Source organism: Chitinophaga agrisoli (genome assembly GCF_008386695.1).
Taxonomy (GTDB): domain Bacteria; phylum Bacteroidota; class Bacteroidia; order Chitinophagales; family Chitinophagaceae; genus Chitinophaga; species Chitinophaga agrisoli.
This window is the reverse complement of sequence record NZ_VUOC01000004.1, coordinates 2,877,887-2,892,880: the sequence shown is the minus strand read 5'-3', so window position 1 is coordinate 2,892,880 and position 14,994 is coordinate 2,877,887. Positions and strand designations below refer to the sequence as shown.

At 50.8% G+C, this 14,994-nt stretch carries 13 protein-coding genes; 4 read left to right on the top strand and 9 right to left on the bottom strand.

The features are described from left to right. Nucleotides 1–45: 45 nt before the first annotated feature. From F0L74_RS30525 to F0L74_RS30515, 3 genes are all read left to right on the top strand, one after another. Nucleotides 46–1,548, top strand: a complete 1,503-nt coding sequence (locus tag F0L74_RS30525; protein WP_149841668.1) for a glucosaminidase domain-containing protein — start codon at nucleotides 46–48, stop codon at nucleotides 1,546–1,548. A gap of 27 nt (nucleotides 1,549–1,575) precedes the next feature. Next, complete coding sequence (gene hpt / locus F0L74_RS30520; RefSeq protein ID WP_149841667.1) at nucleotides 1,576–2,118, top strand: hypoxanthine phosphoribosyltransferase; 543 nt, start codon at nucleotides 1,576–1,578, stop codon at nucleotides 2,116–2,118. 130 nt (nucleotides 2,119–2,248) lie between these two features. After that, nucleotides 2,249–3,949, top strand: coding sequence for a YfbK domain-containing protein (locus F0L74_RS30515; protein WP_188316234.1), 1,701 nt, complete (start codon nucleotides 2,249–2,251; stop codon nucleotides 3,947–3,949). A 117-nt stretch (nucleotides 3,950–4,066) separates the two neighbouring features. On the opposite strand, the gene F0L74_RS30510 is transcribed toward F0L74_RS30515, so the two are convergent. From F0L74_RS30510 to F0L74_RS30490, 5 genes are all read right to left on the bottom strand, one after another. After that, a complete protein-coding gene (locus tag F0L74_RS30510) occupies nucleotides 4,067–4,456 on the bottom strand; it encodes a helix-turn-helix domain-containing protein (protein ID WP_149841665.1) in 390 nt (129 codons plus the stop codon). A gap of 189 nt (nucleotides 4,457–4,645) precedes the next feature. Continuing rightward, on the bottom strand, nucleotides 4,646–4,837 hold the full coding sequence (locus tag F0L74_RS34195) for a type II toxin-antitoxin system HicA family toxin (RefSeq protein ID WP_149841664.1): 192 nt from the start codon (nucleotides 4,835–4,837) through the stop codon (nucleotides 4,646–4,648). A 169-nt stretch (nucleotides 4,838–5,006) separates the two neighbouring features. Next, the gene (locus F0L74_RS30500; protein ID WP_149841663.1) at nucleotides 5,007–5,954 is read right to left on the bottom strand and encodes a class I SAM-dependent methyltransferase; all 948 of its coding nucleotides are present in this window, start codon (nucleotides 5,952–5,954) and stop codon (nucleotides 5,007–5,009) included. Between the two features lie 367 nt (nucleotides 5,955–6,321). Further along, nucleotides 6,322–7,479 carry a molecular chaperone DnaJ gene (gene dnaJ / locus F0L74_RS30495; protein WP_149841662.1) on the bottom strand — a complete coding sequence of 386 codons (1,158 nt, stop codon included), beginning with the start codon at nucleotides 7,477–7,479 and terminating at the stop codon, nucleotides 6,322–6,324. A 99-nt stretch (nucleotides 7,480–7,578) separates the two neighbouring features. Next, the gene (locus tag F0L74_RS30490; protein WP_149841661.1) at nucleotides 7,579–8,145 is read right to left on the bottom strand and encodes a nucleotide exchange factor GrpE; all 567 of its coding nucleotides are present in this window, start codon (nucleotides 8,143–8,145) and stop codon (nucleotides 7,579–7,581) included. 209 nt (nucleotides 8,146–8,354) lie between these two features. On the opposite strand from F0L74_RS30490, the gene F0L74_RS30485 reads away from it, so the two are divergent. Next, complete coding sequence (locus tag F0L74_RS30485) at nucleotides 8,355–9,527, top strand: class I SAM-dependent rRNA methyltransferase (protein WP_149841660.1); 1,173 nt, start codon at nucleotides 8,355–8,357, stop codon at nucleotides 9,525–9,527. A gap of 89 nt (nucleotides 9,528–9,616) precedes the next feature. On the opposite strand, the gene F0L74_RS30480 is transcribed toward F0L74_RS30485, so the two are convergent. From F0L74_RS30480 to F0L74_RS30465, 4 genes are all read right to left on the bottom strand, one after another. Beyond that, on the bottom strand, nucleotides 9,617–9,916 hold the full coding sequence (locus tag F0L74_RS30480) for a T9SS type A sorting domain-containing protein (protein WP_188316233.1): 300 nt from the start codon (nucleotides 9,914–9,916) through the stop codon (nucleotides 9,617–9,619). Nucleotides 9,917–10,117: 201 nt separating this feature from the next. After that, nucleotides 10,118–10,588, bottom strand: coding sequence for a redoxin domain-containing protein (locus F0L74_RS30475; protein WP_149841658.1), 471 nt, complete (start codon nucleotides 10,586–10,588; stop codon nucleotides 10,118–10,120). A 226-nt stretch (nucleotides 10,589–10,814) separates the two neighbouring features. Beyond that, nucleotides 10,815–11,858 carry a PorP/SprF family type IX secretion system membrane protein gene (locus F0L74_RS30470; RefSeq protein ID WP_149841657.1) on the bottom strand — a complete coding sequence of 348 codons (1,044 nt, stop codon included), beginning with the start codon at nucleotides 11,856–11,858 and terminating at the stop codon, nucleotides 10,815–10,817. A 19-nt stretch (nucleotides 11,859–11,877) separates the two neighbouring features. Then, the gene (locus F0L74_RS30465; protein WP_149841656.1) at nucleotides 11,878–14,733 is read right to left on the bottom strand and encodes a PKD domain-containing protein; all 2,856 of its coding nucleotides are present in this window, start codon (nucleotides 14,731–14,733) and stop codon (nucleotides 11,878–11,880) included. Between the last annotated feature and the right edge of the window lie 261 nt (nucleotides 14,734–14,994).

Genomic DNA, 14,994 nt, shown 5'->3' with positions numbered 1-14,994 from the left:
ATCAGCACATTAGCACATTATATTTTGTCCGTTAAATTCGAATTCATGCAAGTAAGGAAATTTTGTGTAGTGGTCAGTTTTCTTATTGGCTGCATGTCTGTGTTGAAAGCGCAAACCATGACAACACAGCAATATATTGCCAAGTACAAGGATATTGCTGTGGATGAAATGCGCCAGTCCGGTATTCCCGCCTCCATTAAGCTGGCCCAGGGCATCCTGGAAACCCAGAGCGGTAATGGCTGGCTGTGTCTTAATTCCAACAACCATTTTGGTATCAAGTGTAAGAACAATTGGGTAGGCGAAACCGTGCATTATGATGATGACGCCGCGCAGGAGTGTTTCCGTAAGTATACTACCGTGGCAGCGTCCTATCATGATCACTCTGAATTCCTGAAGAATAACCCCCGCTACGCATTCCTGTTCCAGTTTAACCAGGAGGATTATAAATCCTGGGCCTATGGCCTTAAACAGGCGGGGTACGCTACCAGCACCACTTATCCGCAGCAGCTCATCAAGATCATAGAAGATAATAACCTGCAGCAATACACGCTGGAAGGAGAGGGGCTGGTAAAATCCGGCGCCGGCAGCGCTAACCAGGCGCCGCCGTATAGCAGCCGCCCTGTCAGCCAAGCCGGCGGTAAACCAGCTACCACGGCCAGCAAACCATCTAAACCGATCAGCTATCCCAAAGGCGTTTTTGAGATCAATAACCGCAAGGTATTATATGTACCGGCGGGTACCTCGCTGATCCAGATAGCAGATAAATACGGTAAACGTCTTAGCAGGCTGCTGGGCTATAATGACCTGAAGGATGATGGCCCGCTGTCTACAGACATGTTCATCTACCTGGAAAAGAAAGGCAAAAAAGGCAAGGACGATTACCACGTGGTAGAAGCCGGAGAAACCATGTATGCCGTATCACAAATAGAAGGCGTACAGCTTAAATGGCTGCGCCGCCGTAATAAGATGAAAGAAGGCCAGGAGCCCGCTGTAGGCGAAAAACTAGCCCTGGATGGTTATGCCAATGTAATGCCCAAACTGGCTAAAAGCACGCCTACGGCAGATCCGGATGCGGAAAATTATTCATTAAGCGATGAAGGCCAGGGTGTTCCCAAAGAGCAGCCCCAGCCCACCCGCAATCCAACGCCTGTTGCTCCTCCGCCGGCCACTACCGGCACACAGAGCCAGGGAGGCATACCGGCCGGCATGATCGAGGACCTGAAGAATATGGGTAAGAATGGCAATGGCGGCGGACAGTCCCAGGCGCCTGCCAATACTACGCCTGTGAGCCCCGTACCTGCTGCTCCAGTGCCAGCGCCGCCCGTAGTGCAGCGGCCCACGCCGCCTCCCGCACAAACGGCCCCCCCTGTTGTACAACGCCCCGCGCCAGCGCCTGCCCGTGGTCCGCAGTATCACGAGGTGCAGCCCAAGGAAACCGCTTATGGTATTGCCAAACGCTATAACATCAGCATTACCCAGCTGCAGGAATGGAATAACCTGCAGAATACAGATATTAAGATCGGCCAGCGTTTGCTGGTAGGTAAATAACGTTAACGTATAAATCCACCATTTGCTATGTCCGTTGTTAAGGTGCATGATAAAGAGTTTCAGCCATATATTGGCGCCACGGAGCTGCAGCTGCGTATACAGGAACTGGCTGCGCAGATCAATAAAGACCTGGCGGGGGAGAGACCCCTCTTTATCGCCATCCTCAATGGGTCTTTCTGTTTTGCGGCAGACCTGTTCAAATACCTGACCATAGACGCGGAAATATCGTTCATTAAGCTGGTGTCTTACAAAGGCACCAAATCCACGGGCAATGTGGTAACGGCCATTGGCCTGGACGAGGACCTGTACGGCCGTACGGTAGTGATCCTGGAAGATATTGTGGATACCGGCAAAACGCTGAACCAGTTCCTGCCCCAGCTGGAGCACCAGCAGCCTAAAAAGCTGCTGATAGCGGCCCTGCTCACCAAACCGGAAGCCCTTGTATACCCCATTAAGATCGATTACCTGGGTTTTTCCGTGCCCAATAAGTTCCTCCTGGGATATGGCCTCGATTACGATGGCCTGGGGCGTAACCTGCCGGAGATCTACCAGCTCATAGAAAATGCCTAGCATGAATATAATTAAGGGGGAATAATACAGGTTATTCGTCCTTAATTACTACTTTTAGAGCATGCGGGTGCTCCTCGTTCTGCTTTTTTGCATATTATCCACTGTACCTGCGGGCGCGCAAACAAAATGGGTGTCGGGAGCGGTAGAAGACAGTATCACCCATAATCCCCTGCCCGGGGTAACCGTGAGCGTTATAAATGATACGGTAAGGGTAACCACCAACAACTATGGCCTCTTCCGGATCGTAATACCGCCCAACGGTACCCATCTTTTATTTGAACACCCCAAATACCTCAGCCGTACCGTTGCCATAGAAAATTATACCCGTATGCTGGTGGCCATGATCCCAAAGGATAAAGGCGCCGCAGAAACCGATATTGCCATGGCCAAAGCAAAGGCCAAAGCCCGCTTTGCACACAGCTCCAATCCCAATTACGGCAATGTAGGTATGGGCATCCGCACGGTGTTTGATGAGACCTACGGTACCATCTACGAGAATAAATATGTAGAGACGATGAAAAGCGCCATTTCCAATTTTGCCCTGGATGTGGACCGCGCCGCCTATAGTAATATCCGCCGTTTCATTCACCTGAAAGAGCCAGTGCCCCCGGATGCGGTGCGTATAGAGGAAATGGTGAACTACTTCCACTACAATTACCCCCTGCCGGAAGATGACCAGCTGCTGGCCGTTCATAGCCGGTACGCCGCCTGCCCCTGGGAACCTGCGCATAAACTGCTGCAGATAGCCGTACGGGCCAAACAGGTGGATATCAACAGCCTGCCCGCCAGTAACCTGGTATTCCTGATAGATGTATCCGGTTCCATGGGCACGCAAAATAAGCTGCCCTTGCTGCAGGCTGCCTTCCGGGTGCTGGTAAACAACCTGCGCCCCAAGGATAAAGTGGCCATTGTGGCCTATGCCGGTACTCCTGGCGTAATACTGCCCGCTACCTCCGGCGACCAGAAAGAGAAGATCCTGAACTCCATTGACTACCTGAGCGCAGGCGGGGCTACCGCCGGCGAGGCAGCCATCAAACTGGCCTACCAGATTGCCGTAGAGAACTTTATACCGGACGGTAATAACCGGGTGATCATGGCTACTGACGGCGATTTTAACGTAGGACAAACCAGCGATCATGAAATGGAAGAGCTGATCATGCAGAAGAAGGAGAGCGGGGTGCTGCTTACCTGCCTGGGGTTTGGTATGGGCGACTATAAGGACTCAAAGCTGGAAGCCCTCTCCAGCAAAGGCAATGGTAATTTTGCCTATATCGATAACCTGGAAGAGGCCAACAAGATCTTTGCCCGTGAATTTGGCAGTACCCTGTTTACGGTAGCCAAGGACGCCCGGGCGCAGGTATGGTTCAACCCCGCTGTGGTGAAGTCCTACCGCCTGATAGGATACGAGAATAAAGTGCTCAAGGAAGATAATACCAACGGCGATAAGCTGGATGGCGGCATCATAGGGGCCGGTCACAGCGCCGTAGCCCTCTACGAGATCATCCCCCGCGAGGATACCGTAGTAGCAGATACCCTGCTGGGACAGGTAAAACTCTGGTACCGGGAGCCGTCAGATACAGAAGAACATAACCTGCACCTGGATATACCCAATAAAGCTGCCTCCTTTGAGGATGCGCCTACTGATTTCCGGTTTGCCAGTTCCGTGGCCCTGCTGGGTATGCTATTGCGTAAGTCCAGCTACAAAGGGGCTGGCAATGCGAACATGGTGCTAAACATCGCAAAAAAGTCCCTGGGGGTTGATAGGGAAGGTTACCGGAGGGAGTTCCTGAAGCTGGTGAAGGAGCTCAAGAAATCCGGGAATGTGAAGTAGAATGCCGGAACGAGGCGCTTGTTCAGGCCAACGCTGGTTCTAAAAGCGTTTACGCCAGTGCTTTTGCACGTGCAGATATGGCATAAACACATGTTGATATCATGTAAAGATGTATGCTTAGGCAAATTCTAACTGTATAAGCTCCTGCCCCAGCGCTCTTACACCAGCCAGTATTTTATTTATCTGTTTGGCAGAAGGTTTTTTGATGCCGTTGATGTATTGGGATAACAATGTTTGGTTCATACCAATGCGCTGGGAAAGGGATTTGGCGTTAATTTCCTGGTAATACTCAAAGAATTGCTGAAGATCCAGTATAACAGTAACATCTTTATTGGTGGCTGGTTTTAACCCTTTGTGCTGGCGATACAAATTGAGCGCATCAATGATATTACGTTTTAAGGAAGGCATATCCTTTCCTGTTGTGCCAACGGGCGTTTTCTCAAAATCTGCGGCATACGCAGAAAATCCGGTGGTTGTTTTTTCTACTATGAATGAGATCTTTTTCATGCTGATTATTATTATAATTGAGTGTTAGAGCTAACGATCCGTACAACTAGCTATCTGCGCGATTAACTACCTGCACGATCAGCCATCTGTACGGCCAATCATACGCATAGCCGATTATCTGCATAGCTAACCCCGTACACCTGGCGGATGATCAACTATTCATGGGCAGTTAAAACACCGGCATTGCATTTACTGCAAACCGGCCTGTTTTAATATTTTACAAGCCAGCCCTTTTGCTATTTCATGTGAGCCGTGATCCGGGAAAACGATCTCAATGTCTTTTTTATCAGGATGCAACAGTATTTTATGGCTTCCTTTGCCAACCCTGTGTACTATCCAGCCTTGTCTTTGCAGATATCTTAGCAGTTCCGAACATTTCATCGCCCGTCTTATTGCAAAGGTAAACTTTTATTTACTAGGTTAACCAAATTAAGTAAATAATAATTTACCTTTTTGGTTAAAGATTAAACAAACCTGTACTTAATGCACAGACGGGCGCGATACTAGCAATTTATCCAGCAGAAAAGTGATAATCATTGGTTAACAGCAACTACTTTATGATCCGGTAACACTTGCGGATCATCTTCTGCTGAAAATCAAAAGGTAATGTTTGTGAAGTGATATCCTTAATGGAACTGGCTTTGATCTGATCCTCCTCCAGCACAAAACGCCGGTAGTTATTGCTAAAATAGATAAGGCCGCCCGGGCTGGTAGCTGCCAGCACCTTATTCAGCAGGCTTACATGGTCCCGTTGTATATCCAGGAAATCCTTCATACGCTTGCTGTTGGAAAAAGTAGGAGGGTCTACTACCACCAGGTCAAAGGAGCCAGGTGCTAAGGTATCCAGGTACTGCAGCACATCCGCATGTACGAACTGATGGGCATCGCCGGTAAAACCATTCAGGTGCATATTCTCTTCCGCCCAGGCCAGGTAGGTTTTGGAGAGATCTACAGAGGTAACGTTGCTGGCGCCGCCTGCTGCTGCATACACGGAAAAGGAGCCGGTGTAGCAGAACAGGTTCAGTACCCGTTTGCCTGCTGCCTCGCTGCGTACCATCCCCCGGGTAGTCCGGTGATCCAGGAACAGGCCGGTGTCCAGGTAATCGCTCAGGTTCACTTTAAATTTAAGGCCGGCTTCCTGTACTACGATCTCGTGTTTTTCAAAAGACAGCTTCTCATACTGGCTTTGCCGGTTTTCCTTGCGCTGCCGCTGTTTGATGAAGATGTTCTCCATAGGTATTTCCAGCACTTTGGATACTACGGCTATACATTCCTCCAGCCAGGCCTCATGCGCTTCCTCCTCCATGTGGTGGCGGCGCTGGTACTCAGCCAGGTAAACATATTGCTCATATATTTCAATGCTGAAGGGGAATTCCGGTATATCATCATCATACACCCGGTAACAGGTAATATTTTGCCGCCTTGCCGTTTTGTGCAGATGGCGGAACACCTTTGTCAGCCGGTTTTCGAACATGGTGAACTTGGAAGCATCCGTCATAGGGGCGCAAATTAAACATTCCGGGTAAAAGGCAGAAATGCGGCGGCATGAAATGCGCGGACAGGGGAGTGGGGCGGGCTGCGCGGCGCCGTTGTGGTGGCTGCATGGCGTTGTTTTGACAACCGGCGGTTACAGTTGGCGCGTGTACAAGGGGAAATAAACAGGTTCGGTGACCGGCGGCTGTATGGACTTGATTGAAGCGGGGGTACGCGGCAGCTATAGAGCATTAAAAGCAGATACGGGGAATTGAAAGCGACAGGTATCGGGCATTAAAAGCGGCGGGTACAGGGAGTTGAAAAAGGGGCTGACCATAATAGTGGCCAGCCCCTTTGCATATGTTCTGTGGCCAGTTACCTGGCGCTTATTATCAGCTAAAAATATCCCTTACTTTATCAAAGAAACCTTTCTCAGATTTCTCCGGGTTAGGTTGAAAGCTCTCCGCCGTTTGCATTTTTTCCAGCATGGTTTTTTCCTCCGGGGTGACGTGTTGCGGCGTCCATACGTTTACATGGATCAGCTGGTCGCCTTTTTCGTAAGAGTTTACGGAGGGGAAACCTTTGCCTTTGAGGCGGAAGATCTTACCGCTCTGGGTACCGGCCGGGATCTTGATCTTGGCCTTACCATCGATGGTGGGTACTTCTACCTGGGTGCCAAACACAGCGTCCGGGAAGGAGATGTGCAGGTCATAGGCGATGTTAAGCCCATCCCTGTGCAGTTCCGGATGTGGTTCTTCCTCTATCAGGATGAGCAGATCGCCGGGGGCGCCGCCTCTTTCGCCGGCATTACCCTTGCCGCTCATGCTCAGCTGCATGCCTTCCTGTACGCCTGCCGGGATGTCTATGCTTACCATTTCTTCGCCATAAACACGGCCTTCACCTTTACAGTGGCCGCATTTGCTGGTGATGATCTGGCCTTCGCCCGCGCAGGTAGGACAGGTGGTTACGGTTTGCATCTGGCCCAGGAAGGTTTGTGTTACCTTCCGTACCTGGCCGGAGCCGCCGCAGGTATTACAGGTCTGGAAAGCGTTCTTATCCTTTGCGCCCAGGCCGTTACAGGTGGCGCAGGGCACATATTTCTTTACTTTGATCTTTTTGTTAGCGCCTTTGGCGATCTCCTCATAGGTGAGGCGGATCTTCACCCGCAGGTTGGAGCCCCGGGTACCTCTGCCACGGCGTCCGCCGCCGCCACTGCGCTGGCCGCCAAAGAAGCTGCCAAAGATATCCTCTCCGAAGATATCACCGAAGTTGGAGAAGATATCATCCATGTTCATGCCACCGCCGCCATAGCCGCCACGGTTGCCGCCCATGGAATGACCAAAGCGGTCATACTGCGCGCGTTTGTCAGGATCGCTGAGGATCTCGTAGGCTTCCGCAGCCTCCTTGAATTTCTCCTCCGCCTCCTTGTTGTTGGGATTCCGGTCAGGGTGATATTGCATTGCCACCTTACGGTAGGCTTTTTTTATCTCATCCTGGGAAGCGGTTTTGGCAACGGCCAGTATTTCGTAATAATCTCGCTTGGTAGACATGCTTTATCGCTTAAAGCCGGGCATAACCCGGCGTGATCAGTTGTGGTGATGCGCAAATGACGGGAAAACATACGGTATAGGTATGTCATTACGTCACGCTTATTTGCCTACTACTACCTTGGCATGACGGATCAACTTGTCATTCAGGTAATAGCCTTTCTGTAATTCGTCCAGTACTTTTCCTTTCAATGCTTCTGTGGGAGCGGGTATCTCGGTAATGGCCTCATGCAGGTCCGCGTCAAATGGCGTTTGCAGACTTTCCATAGGTTTCAGGCCCTTGGCTTGCAAAGTAGACTTCAATTTATTGAATACCAGCGTTACGCCGTCCTTGATAATGTTGATATCTGTGGAGGTTTCCAGCTGTTTGGAGGCACGGTCGCTATCATCCAGCACATCCAGCAGCGAAATGATCACTTCCTTGTTGGCGGTCTGCATCAGTTCTATACGTTCCTTGGCGTTACGTTTCTTGAAATTGTCGAATTCTGCCACCAAACGCAGATACTTGTCCCGCATTTCATCCAGTTCACGCTGCTTCTTGTCCAGCGCATCCTCTTCCGGCAGCTTGTCTGCGCCCGCATTTGCTGTATCTACCTGCTCTTGTTGAGCCTGTTGACCGTTTTGAGCGTCCTGACTGTCTGTCCGAATATCTTTTTCTTTTTCTGTCATGATGGTAAAATGGTTTTGCTTAAACTGCAAATTTACAACGGACAATTATTTTGCCAACGTGCTTCCAGCGGACAATTTGACATTAGCTTTTGGCGGTTAGCTTTTAGCATTTAGCAGTTTACCGCTATCGGGCCGCCTGCTAACAGCTAAAGGCTAAATGCTAAAAGCTAACAGCTAATCCCTACCTTTGCACCTCTTTATAAACGACAATGACCAAGGTATTTTTAAAAAAAAAGATACAGAACCGTGTATTACAGGGGCATCCCTGGGTGTTTGGCAATGAAGTAGGACAGATAGAAGGACCTGTAAATGCAGGGGATATCGTAGACGTCTTTACCCATCAGGGCTTTTTTGTAGGCAGGGGGTATATAAACCCCCAATCCCAGATACTGGTGCGCCTGCTTACCCGCGATAAAGAGGAGACCATAGATGCGGCTTTCTTTCACCGCCGCCTCCTGAAAGCCTGGGAATACCGTAAAAAGCTGGGTTATGTAGAAAACTGCCGCCTCATCTTTGGCGAGGCAGATGAAATGCCGGCCCTCATCATCGATAAATTCAACGACTATTTTGTACTGCAGACGCTGGCCCTGGGTATGGACCGCTGGAAAGGCGCTATCGTAGATGCGCTGAACAGCATTTTTAAGCCTAAAGGCATTTATGAGCGTAATGATGTGCCGGTACGCGAGCTGGAGGGCCTGTCCCAACAGAAAGGGTTCCTTGGCGAGCCTTTCGATACCAATATCATCCTCAAGGAAAACGGCCTGCAGTTCCATGTAGATATTGAGAATGGCCAGAAAACGGGCTATTTCTTGGATCAGCAGGATAACCGCCGGGCCATACAGCATATCGTAAACGGGGCAGATGTGCTGGAAGCCTTCTGTTATACCGGCACCTTCTCCTGCCACGCGGGGCGCTATGGCGCTAAGAGCGTACTGGGCCTGGACATCTCCGAACACGCTGTGAATACGGCCCGCCGTAACGCCCAGCTGAATAACCTGGAGGATATCTGCAAGTTCCAGGCGGTGAATGCTTTTGATGTGCTGAAGCAGTGGAGCAAGGAAGATAAACAATTCGATGTGGTGATCCTGGATCCGCCGGCCTTTACCAAAAGCCGGGAGAACATCCAGAAGGCCATTACCGGGTACAAAGAGATCAACCTCCGGGGTATGAAGCTGCTGAAACCGGGCGGGTTCCTGGTAACGGCGTCCTGTACCAACCTGGTACCGCCTTCCCTGTTCCTGGAGATCATTGACATGGCTGCCAAAGACGCCAAGAAGAAGCTGCGCCAGGTAACCTTTCAAACGCAGGCACAGGACCATCCCATTTTGTGGAATATTGAGAACACTACGTACCTGAAATTTCTGATCGTAGAAGTATCGTAATAGAGGGGAAGGAGGAGGAAACGTATGGGCACAAAAAAAGTAAAGCGTATATGCTTTACTGATATTTTTGTTGCTGTAAGGCAGCTATATTACTTCACTACATTGAACTTGCCAGATTCTACCAGGTTGCCATCGCGGTCCCGGAGCTGGAAGATGTATACCCCGCTGTAGTAAGAGCCCAGGTCCATATAGGTAGTCCCGATCACGTTCTTCAGCTGGTCTATCTTTTTACCAAGGAAGTTGTAAACAATAATATCGTAAACCTTGTCGTTATTATGCTGTTGAATTTGAAAATTAATGCGGCTGGTAGCGGGGTTGGGATATAGTTTCACGATCTTGCTGTTACCCTCTGAGTCAGTAGCAGGCAGCGTCTTGGCGCTTTGTGCCATACCTCCCAGGGATAAAAGGCTTAGTAAGCAAATAAATAGTAGGGTAGAGGTTTTCCACATAGTATTATAAAGATAAAGATTTTTTCAAATATTACTCGATTTAATTTCCGATAGAATTACACTATAAAAGTAACAAACGGCAGGCCAAAATGATGGCCTGCCGCCGTTTTTTAGAAAAATTTTAACGGTTTGCCATCCATTTTATTGCAGGCCGGCTAAGGTTTGCTTAATAGCTTCAAAATCAGGCAGATCAGAAGCCTTCTCCAGCACTTCCGCATAACGGAGGTTCCCGTCTTTATCAGCCACAAAGGCGGCCCTTTTGGATACGCCCTTCAGTTCCAGCACAAAGGTGTCATAGAAAGCGCCGTATGCCTGGGAGGCCTCCTTGTTAAAGTCTGATAACAGGGGGAAGTTCAGTTGCTGTTCTGCCTTGAACTTGCCCAGGGTAAAGGGGGAATCTACAGAAATACCTACTACGTCCGTATTCAGGTCGTTGTAGACGCTGATGCTGTCACGGATGGAGCACAGCTCTGCGGTGCAGGTGCTGGTGAATGCCATCGGGAAGAACAGGATCACCAGGTTCTTGCCTTGATAGTCGCCCAGGGATACTTTTTGCTTTTCTGTATTGAATAAAGCAAATTCCGGTGCTTTGGTTCCTACTGTCAGACTCATAGTTTAATAATTTTCCAGGTGTGAATAGTAAAACGGTGTTGAGGTGCAAAAATAAGCTATTGCGGGTAGCTTTTTTAGCCTTACCGGTTAAAGGCTACGAGCCGGCAGGTCTTTCGCGAACGGCAAGCTGGCGGGGCTGTTACGGACTGCAGGCTGGCAAGTCCTTCGCGGTTTCCTAAGCATGCTTTCCACGGCTGTCCCATTTGGCCGGCCCCTGCGGCCTTTCTCAGAACCGCGGGCAGTTGGTGCTTTCCAGGGTACTGTTCCGGCTGTTCAGGAAGCTTTTGAATACCAGGGAGATCTCAAAACCGCCAAAGCTCTGGCTGGCGGTGCGCAGGGCGGAGATGTTAGCGTCGTAGCTGGTGGCAACTTCCCAGCTGCCCATATCCAGCTTGATGGTGGGCACTACGGCATCGTTCCAGCGGAGGAAAAGGCCGCCGTAGATGCCCCGGTCAGACTCCAGGCCCTGGTCCAGGAGGCCGTAACCCACGAGCGCGCCGCCGATAAACTCACTGTAGGCGCCCTGGTGCAGTTCGTTATACTGGGCTATCACCTTTACATTTTCAGATACCGGTACGGTAATACCAGCATTGATAGTGAATTTCATATCCAGCTCTATACCGTCGTCTTTATAAAAGGAAACCTTGGCCCTATTGAGGTGAAATGCTGCGGCGCCCAGGAAGAAGTTGGTGTTTTCGCCCAGGGTGCCGTTGTAGCTAAGACCTATGCCTGCATCCAGGTAGGCATATCCCCGCAGGGCCAGCCGGCCATCTTCGCCGGTAGGCGCATAGGGATCAAAACGGCCATTGGTATATTGGTTGTTGAAAGTCAGGTGGGTGGGATCAAACTGGCGTTGTACAATGCCGCCCATAACACCCAGGGAAAGGAAGCTGCTTTTATCCTCGCTCAGCGATTTATGGAAGTTGAATGCTGGTAATACCTGTACAGACTGCAGGCGGGAGGTGCCAGCGCGGTCGTATGTCATCTGGAGGCCAGCGGTAACGAAGTTATTGCTCATACCTACCGGGAACTTCATTTCCCCACTGATACTGCCTGTCTGGTAAGGAACGGTAACGCTGTTCCACTGGTTGCGGTATACCGCCTGTACGCGCACATCGCCATTGAAGATGCCGATGAGAGCCGGGTTACGTAAGATGGGCGTTTCATAGAACTGGGATAAATGTATATCCTGCGCGGCTACACGGGCCGGCGTCAGGGCACAGGTTCCTGTAATAACCATTAGCAGCAGGCTGCGTAACAGTCTTTTCATAGGGTATGGGTTTAAAAAATTATCTTAATAAAGTCACATTTCCCTTCAGCTCGAACATCTCATTACTGTCGCATCTGGCCTCTATTACGTAGATGTAAACTTCGGCCGGTTGCGGCTGGTTTTTATAGGCGCCGTTCCATCCGGCACTAATATCTTCTATGTTAATGTTTTCCCGTTTAAATACTTCCAGTCCCCAACGGTTAAATATGCGGAAGGATTTGATAAAGTTAACTCCTTTTCCGCGAGGATAAAAAATATCGTTTTGGCCGTCCCCATTGGGGCTGAAGGCGTTTGGAATGTATACTTCGTTCCGGTCGCATACCAGGTGAATATCCACCAGATCGCTGTTGGTACAGCCATCCACATTGGTAACCTTTATAGTGTAGCTGCCTGGCTGACGTACATCTGCCTGGGTAAAGGGGCAGTGAGGACAGTCTATGCCATTGCCGGGCATCCATTCCCACTGTGTGATATCCGGGCTGCCGCTGGCTTCCAGCTGTACGCGGGTACCGGCGGTCACTGTCTGGTCCGGTCCGGCATTTACGGTAGGCAGGGGCTTTACGTGTAATGTTACCTGTTGGTTAGCGCTGGGACAGCTGGCGTCGTTAACGCCAGTAACGGTGTAGGTGATATCCTGTACCGGGGTGCTCACCGGGTTGTTGATGTTGGCAGCGGTGAGGTAGGTGGCGGGCGTCCAGGTATAGCTGGCAGCGCCGCTGGCGGTGAGTTGTACGGAACCGCCCACACAGAGGGTAGTATCCGGGCGGGTGGCCAGTTGTACCACTGGCACTACGGTAACATTCACGGTGTCGGTTACACTGCAGCCAAAGGCATTGCTGGCGGTAGCTACGTATTGGGTATTAGTAACAGGGCTCGCTACCGGGCTTACGCAGTTCACGCAGCTTAGCTGGGTGTTTGGGCTCCAGATAACGTTACCGTCTGTTTGTGTATTGAGCGTAATGCTGTTGCCCTCGCAGATCTTGTAGCTGGGCGCGGCAATGGTAACAAAAGGCGTTGGATGTACGGTAATGTGCTGGGTAATGGAATCGCGGCAGTTACGGGCATCTGTTATCACCAGCGTTACAGGAAAGGTGCCTGGCCCTCTGTATTTGGTAGGCGGTGGGTTTTGCGTGCTGATAACCACGCCGCCCCCCAGGTTCCAGGTCCAGTTGGTAAGGGGTATGTTAGGCCAGGTCTGGGACTTATCAGTGAAAATAACCGGTTGCTCCACGCAGGCTTGCCCGATAGTGAAGGACGCCACCGGGGCCATGATAGTGAGATAGTTAACCTTTACTACGGTATCGTTGCAGTATACAGCCGGGTCTTTATAGAAAATGATCAGTGTATCTGTAAAAGTGCCGCTTTGCTGGTAGGCTTTGGTAATATCCGGGCTGGTGGAGTTTTGCTGACTGTTGTCTCCAAACCGCCAGCTGTAATGGTCTGCCAGCTGCTGGGGCACATTCAGTACCCCATAGCTGATATTGCTGCCCCGGCAGATGGTGCTGATGCCGGTACTAAAATCCGGCCGGAAATAAGCCACTGTCTGGAAATCACTGCTGGTACAGGTACCGGTAGTTTCCCTCACTGTCATACGTACGGTGTAGTTGCCGGTACGGCTATAGGTATGGGTAGCGTCCCGGGTGTATTCCAGCGGGCTGCCATCACCAAAATCCCACTCATAAGTAACCGGGTTGGCAGCGCTGGTGGTATTGGTAAAGGAAAAAGTGTTGCGGTTGGCGCAGGAGCGGCTATACGTGAAGTGCGCCGCTGGCCCGGTAATCTGTACCGTTACCGGAGCGCTGCCGGTGAAACAGCCATTCTGCCCGGCTTTCATCTGCACCATAATACTGCCGTTGCTCCGGAATCCATGGGTAATATCGTTCTGAGGGCCTTCCTGCGTAGTACCATCGCCAAAATCCCAGCTGTACGTATCTGCATTGCTGGCATTGGCCAGCAGGCGTATAGGATCGCCGGCGCAGGCGGTGCCCGGGGTGGCGGTAAAGCTTACGTTAGATGGCCGGGTACCGGTACGCACCATCTGACCGGTGGTAAGGGAGGCGGCGCAGCCCTGCTGGGTAGTAGCGGTAACAGTAACGCTAAAGTTCCCCAGGCCATTATAGGTGTGGTTTACATTGCCGGTGGTAGTGGTTTGGGTGGTACCATCGCCAAAGGCCCATACATATTGGGCGGCCGGGTCGTTATTGTTGGTGGTAACATTAGCCATCAGGGAGGCTGTTACCGGCGCACAACCGTTCAGGTTAGTCCCGCTGATATCAATAATGGGTACGGCTATATTCACCAGCGAAGGTTTTACGACCGTTTGCGAGCAGCCAAAAGCGTTGCTGGCGACCAATGTTACTGTAAAATTGCCGGTGCGTGTATAGGCGTGCGATACGGCGCCGCTGCTGGTGGTCTGGGACGGCGTACCATCGCCAAAGTCCCACGTGCGGGATGTGGCATTTAGTGTATGGTCAGTAAAAATGGCAGTAAACGGCTTACAGCTGTTGGCGGTGTTTACGCTAAAGTCTGCCCCGGTGGGGGAGGCGTTCACCGTCACCTCCTTCCAGACCTGGCTGGTGCCATTGGCATAATCCACAGACAGGGTAATGCGGTAGGTACCTGGCTGGGTATAGCTCACCTGCGGATTGGCTATATGCGAGGTGGTGCCATCGCCCAGGTCCCAGTTATAGGCAAGGGCAAAGCCGGAGCTGGTGTTCTGTAATGAAATGGTGGTGGGGGCGCAAAGGCTGGCAGGGGATGCGGTGTAGGTAAAATTGGCCTGCTGACCATTGGCGCGGATGCTGTACAGTAGCCCTGCGATTAGCAGTGTAAATGGCAATAATGCCGGCAAAAATGTAGGCACTGGGCTTTTCATAGGTATAGTTATGGCCTTATAATATAGCACAAATTAACGCAAAAATAAATATATTTTAAATCCTATGTCCGGAAGCAGGGTGTGGGAAGGGATGGTTCCTGATACTATTTTAACATTCAGGGCGTGGATATACCTTAATCGAACCTTAAGCGAACCTCAACCGAAGGAGAAGCGAAGCTAAGCTGGTGAAAATAATGGTTAAATAGTATCAGTGGCAAATGCCGCGGCCTGTGTAAAAGGCGGTCTTAAAAGCAATCAGCC

What these genes read in the sequence shown, in the direction of transcription:
- F0L74_RS30525 (WP_149841668.1), top strand. Translation starts at nt 46, where the DNA reads ATGCAAGTAAGGAAATTTTGTGTAGTGGTCAGTTTTCTTATTGGCTGC.
- hpt (WP_149841667.1), top strand. Translation starts at nt 1,576, where the DNA reads ATGTCCGTTGTTAAGGTGCATGATAAAGAGTTTCAGCCATATATTGGC.
- F0L74_RS30510 (WP_149841665.1), bottom strand. Translation starts at nt 4,456, where the DNA reads ATGAAAAAGATCTCATTCATAGTAGAAAAAACAACCACCGGATTTTCT.
- F0L74_RS34195 (WP_149841664.1), bottom strand. Translation starts at nt 4,837, where the DNA reads ATGAAATGTTCGGAACTGCTAAGATATCTGCAAAGACAAGGCTGGATA.
- F0L74_RS30500 (WP_149841663.1), bottom strand. Translation starts at nt 5,954, where the DNA reads ATGACGGATGCTTCCAAGTTCACCATGTTCGAAAACCGGCTGACAAAG.
- dnaJ (WP_149841662.1), bottom strand. Translation starts at nt 7,479, where the DNA reads ATGTCTACCAAGCGAGATTATTACGAAATACTGGCCGTTGCCAAAACC.
- F0L74_RS30490 (WP_149841661.1), bottom strand. Translation starts at nt 8,145, where the DNA reads ATGACAGAAAAAGAAAAAGATATTCGGACAGACAGTCAGGACGCTCAA.
- F0L74_RS30485 (WP_149841660.1), top strand. Translation starts at nt 8,355, where the DNA reads ATGACCAAGGTATTTTTAAAAAAAAAGATACAGAACCGTGTATTACAG.
- F0L74_RS30480 (WP_188316233.1), bottom strand. Translation starts at nt 9,916, where the DNA reads ATGGCACAAAGCGCCAAGACGCTGCCTGCTACTGACTCAGAGGGTAAC.
- F0L74_RS30475 (WP_149841658.1), bottom strand. Translation starts at nt 10,588, where the DNA reads ATGAGTCTGACAGTAGGAACCAAAGCACCGGAATTTGCTTTATTCAAT.
- F0L74_RS30470 (WP_149841657.1), bottom strand. Translation starts at nt 11,858, where the DNA reads ATGAAAAGACTGTTACGCAGCCTGCTGCTAATGGTTATTACAGGAACC.
- F0L74_RS30465 (WP_149841656.1), bottom strand. Translation starts at nt 14,733, where the DNA reads ATGAAAAGCCCAGTGCCTACATTTTTGCCGGCATTATTGCCATTTACA.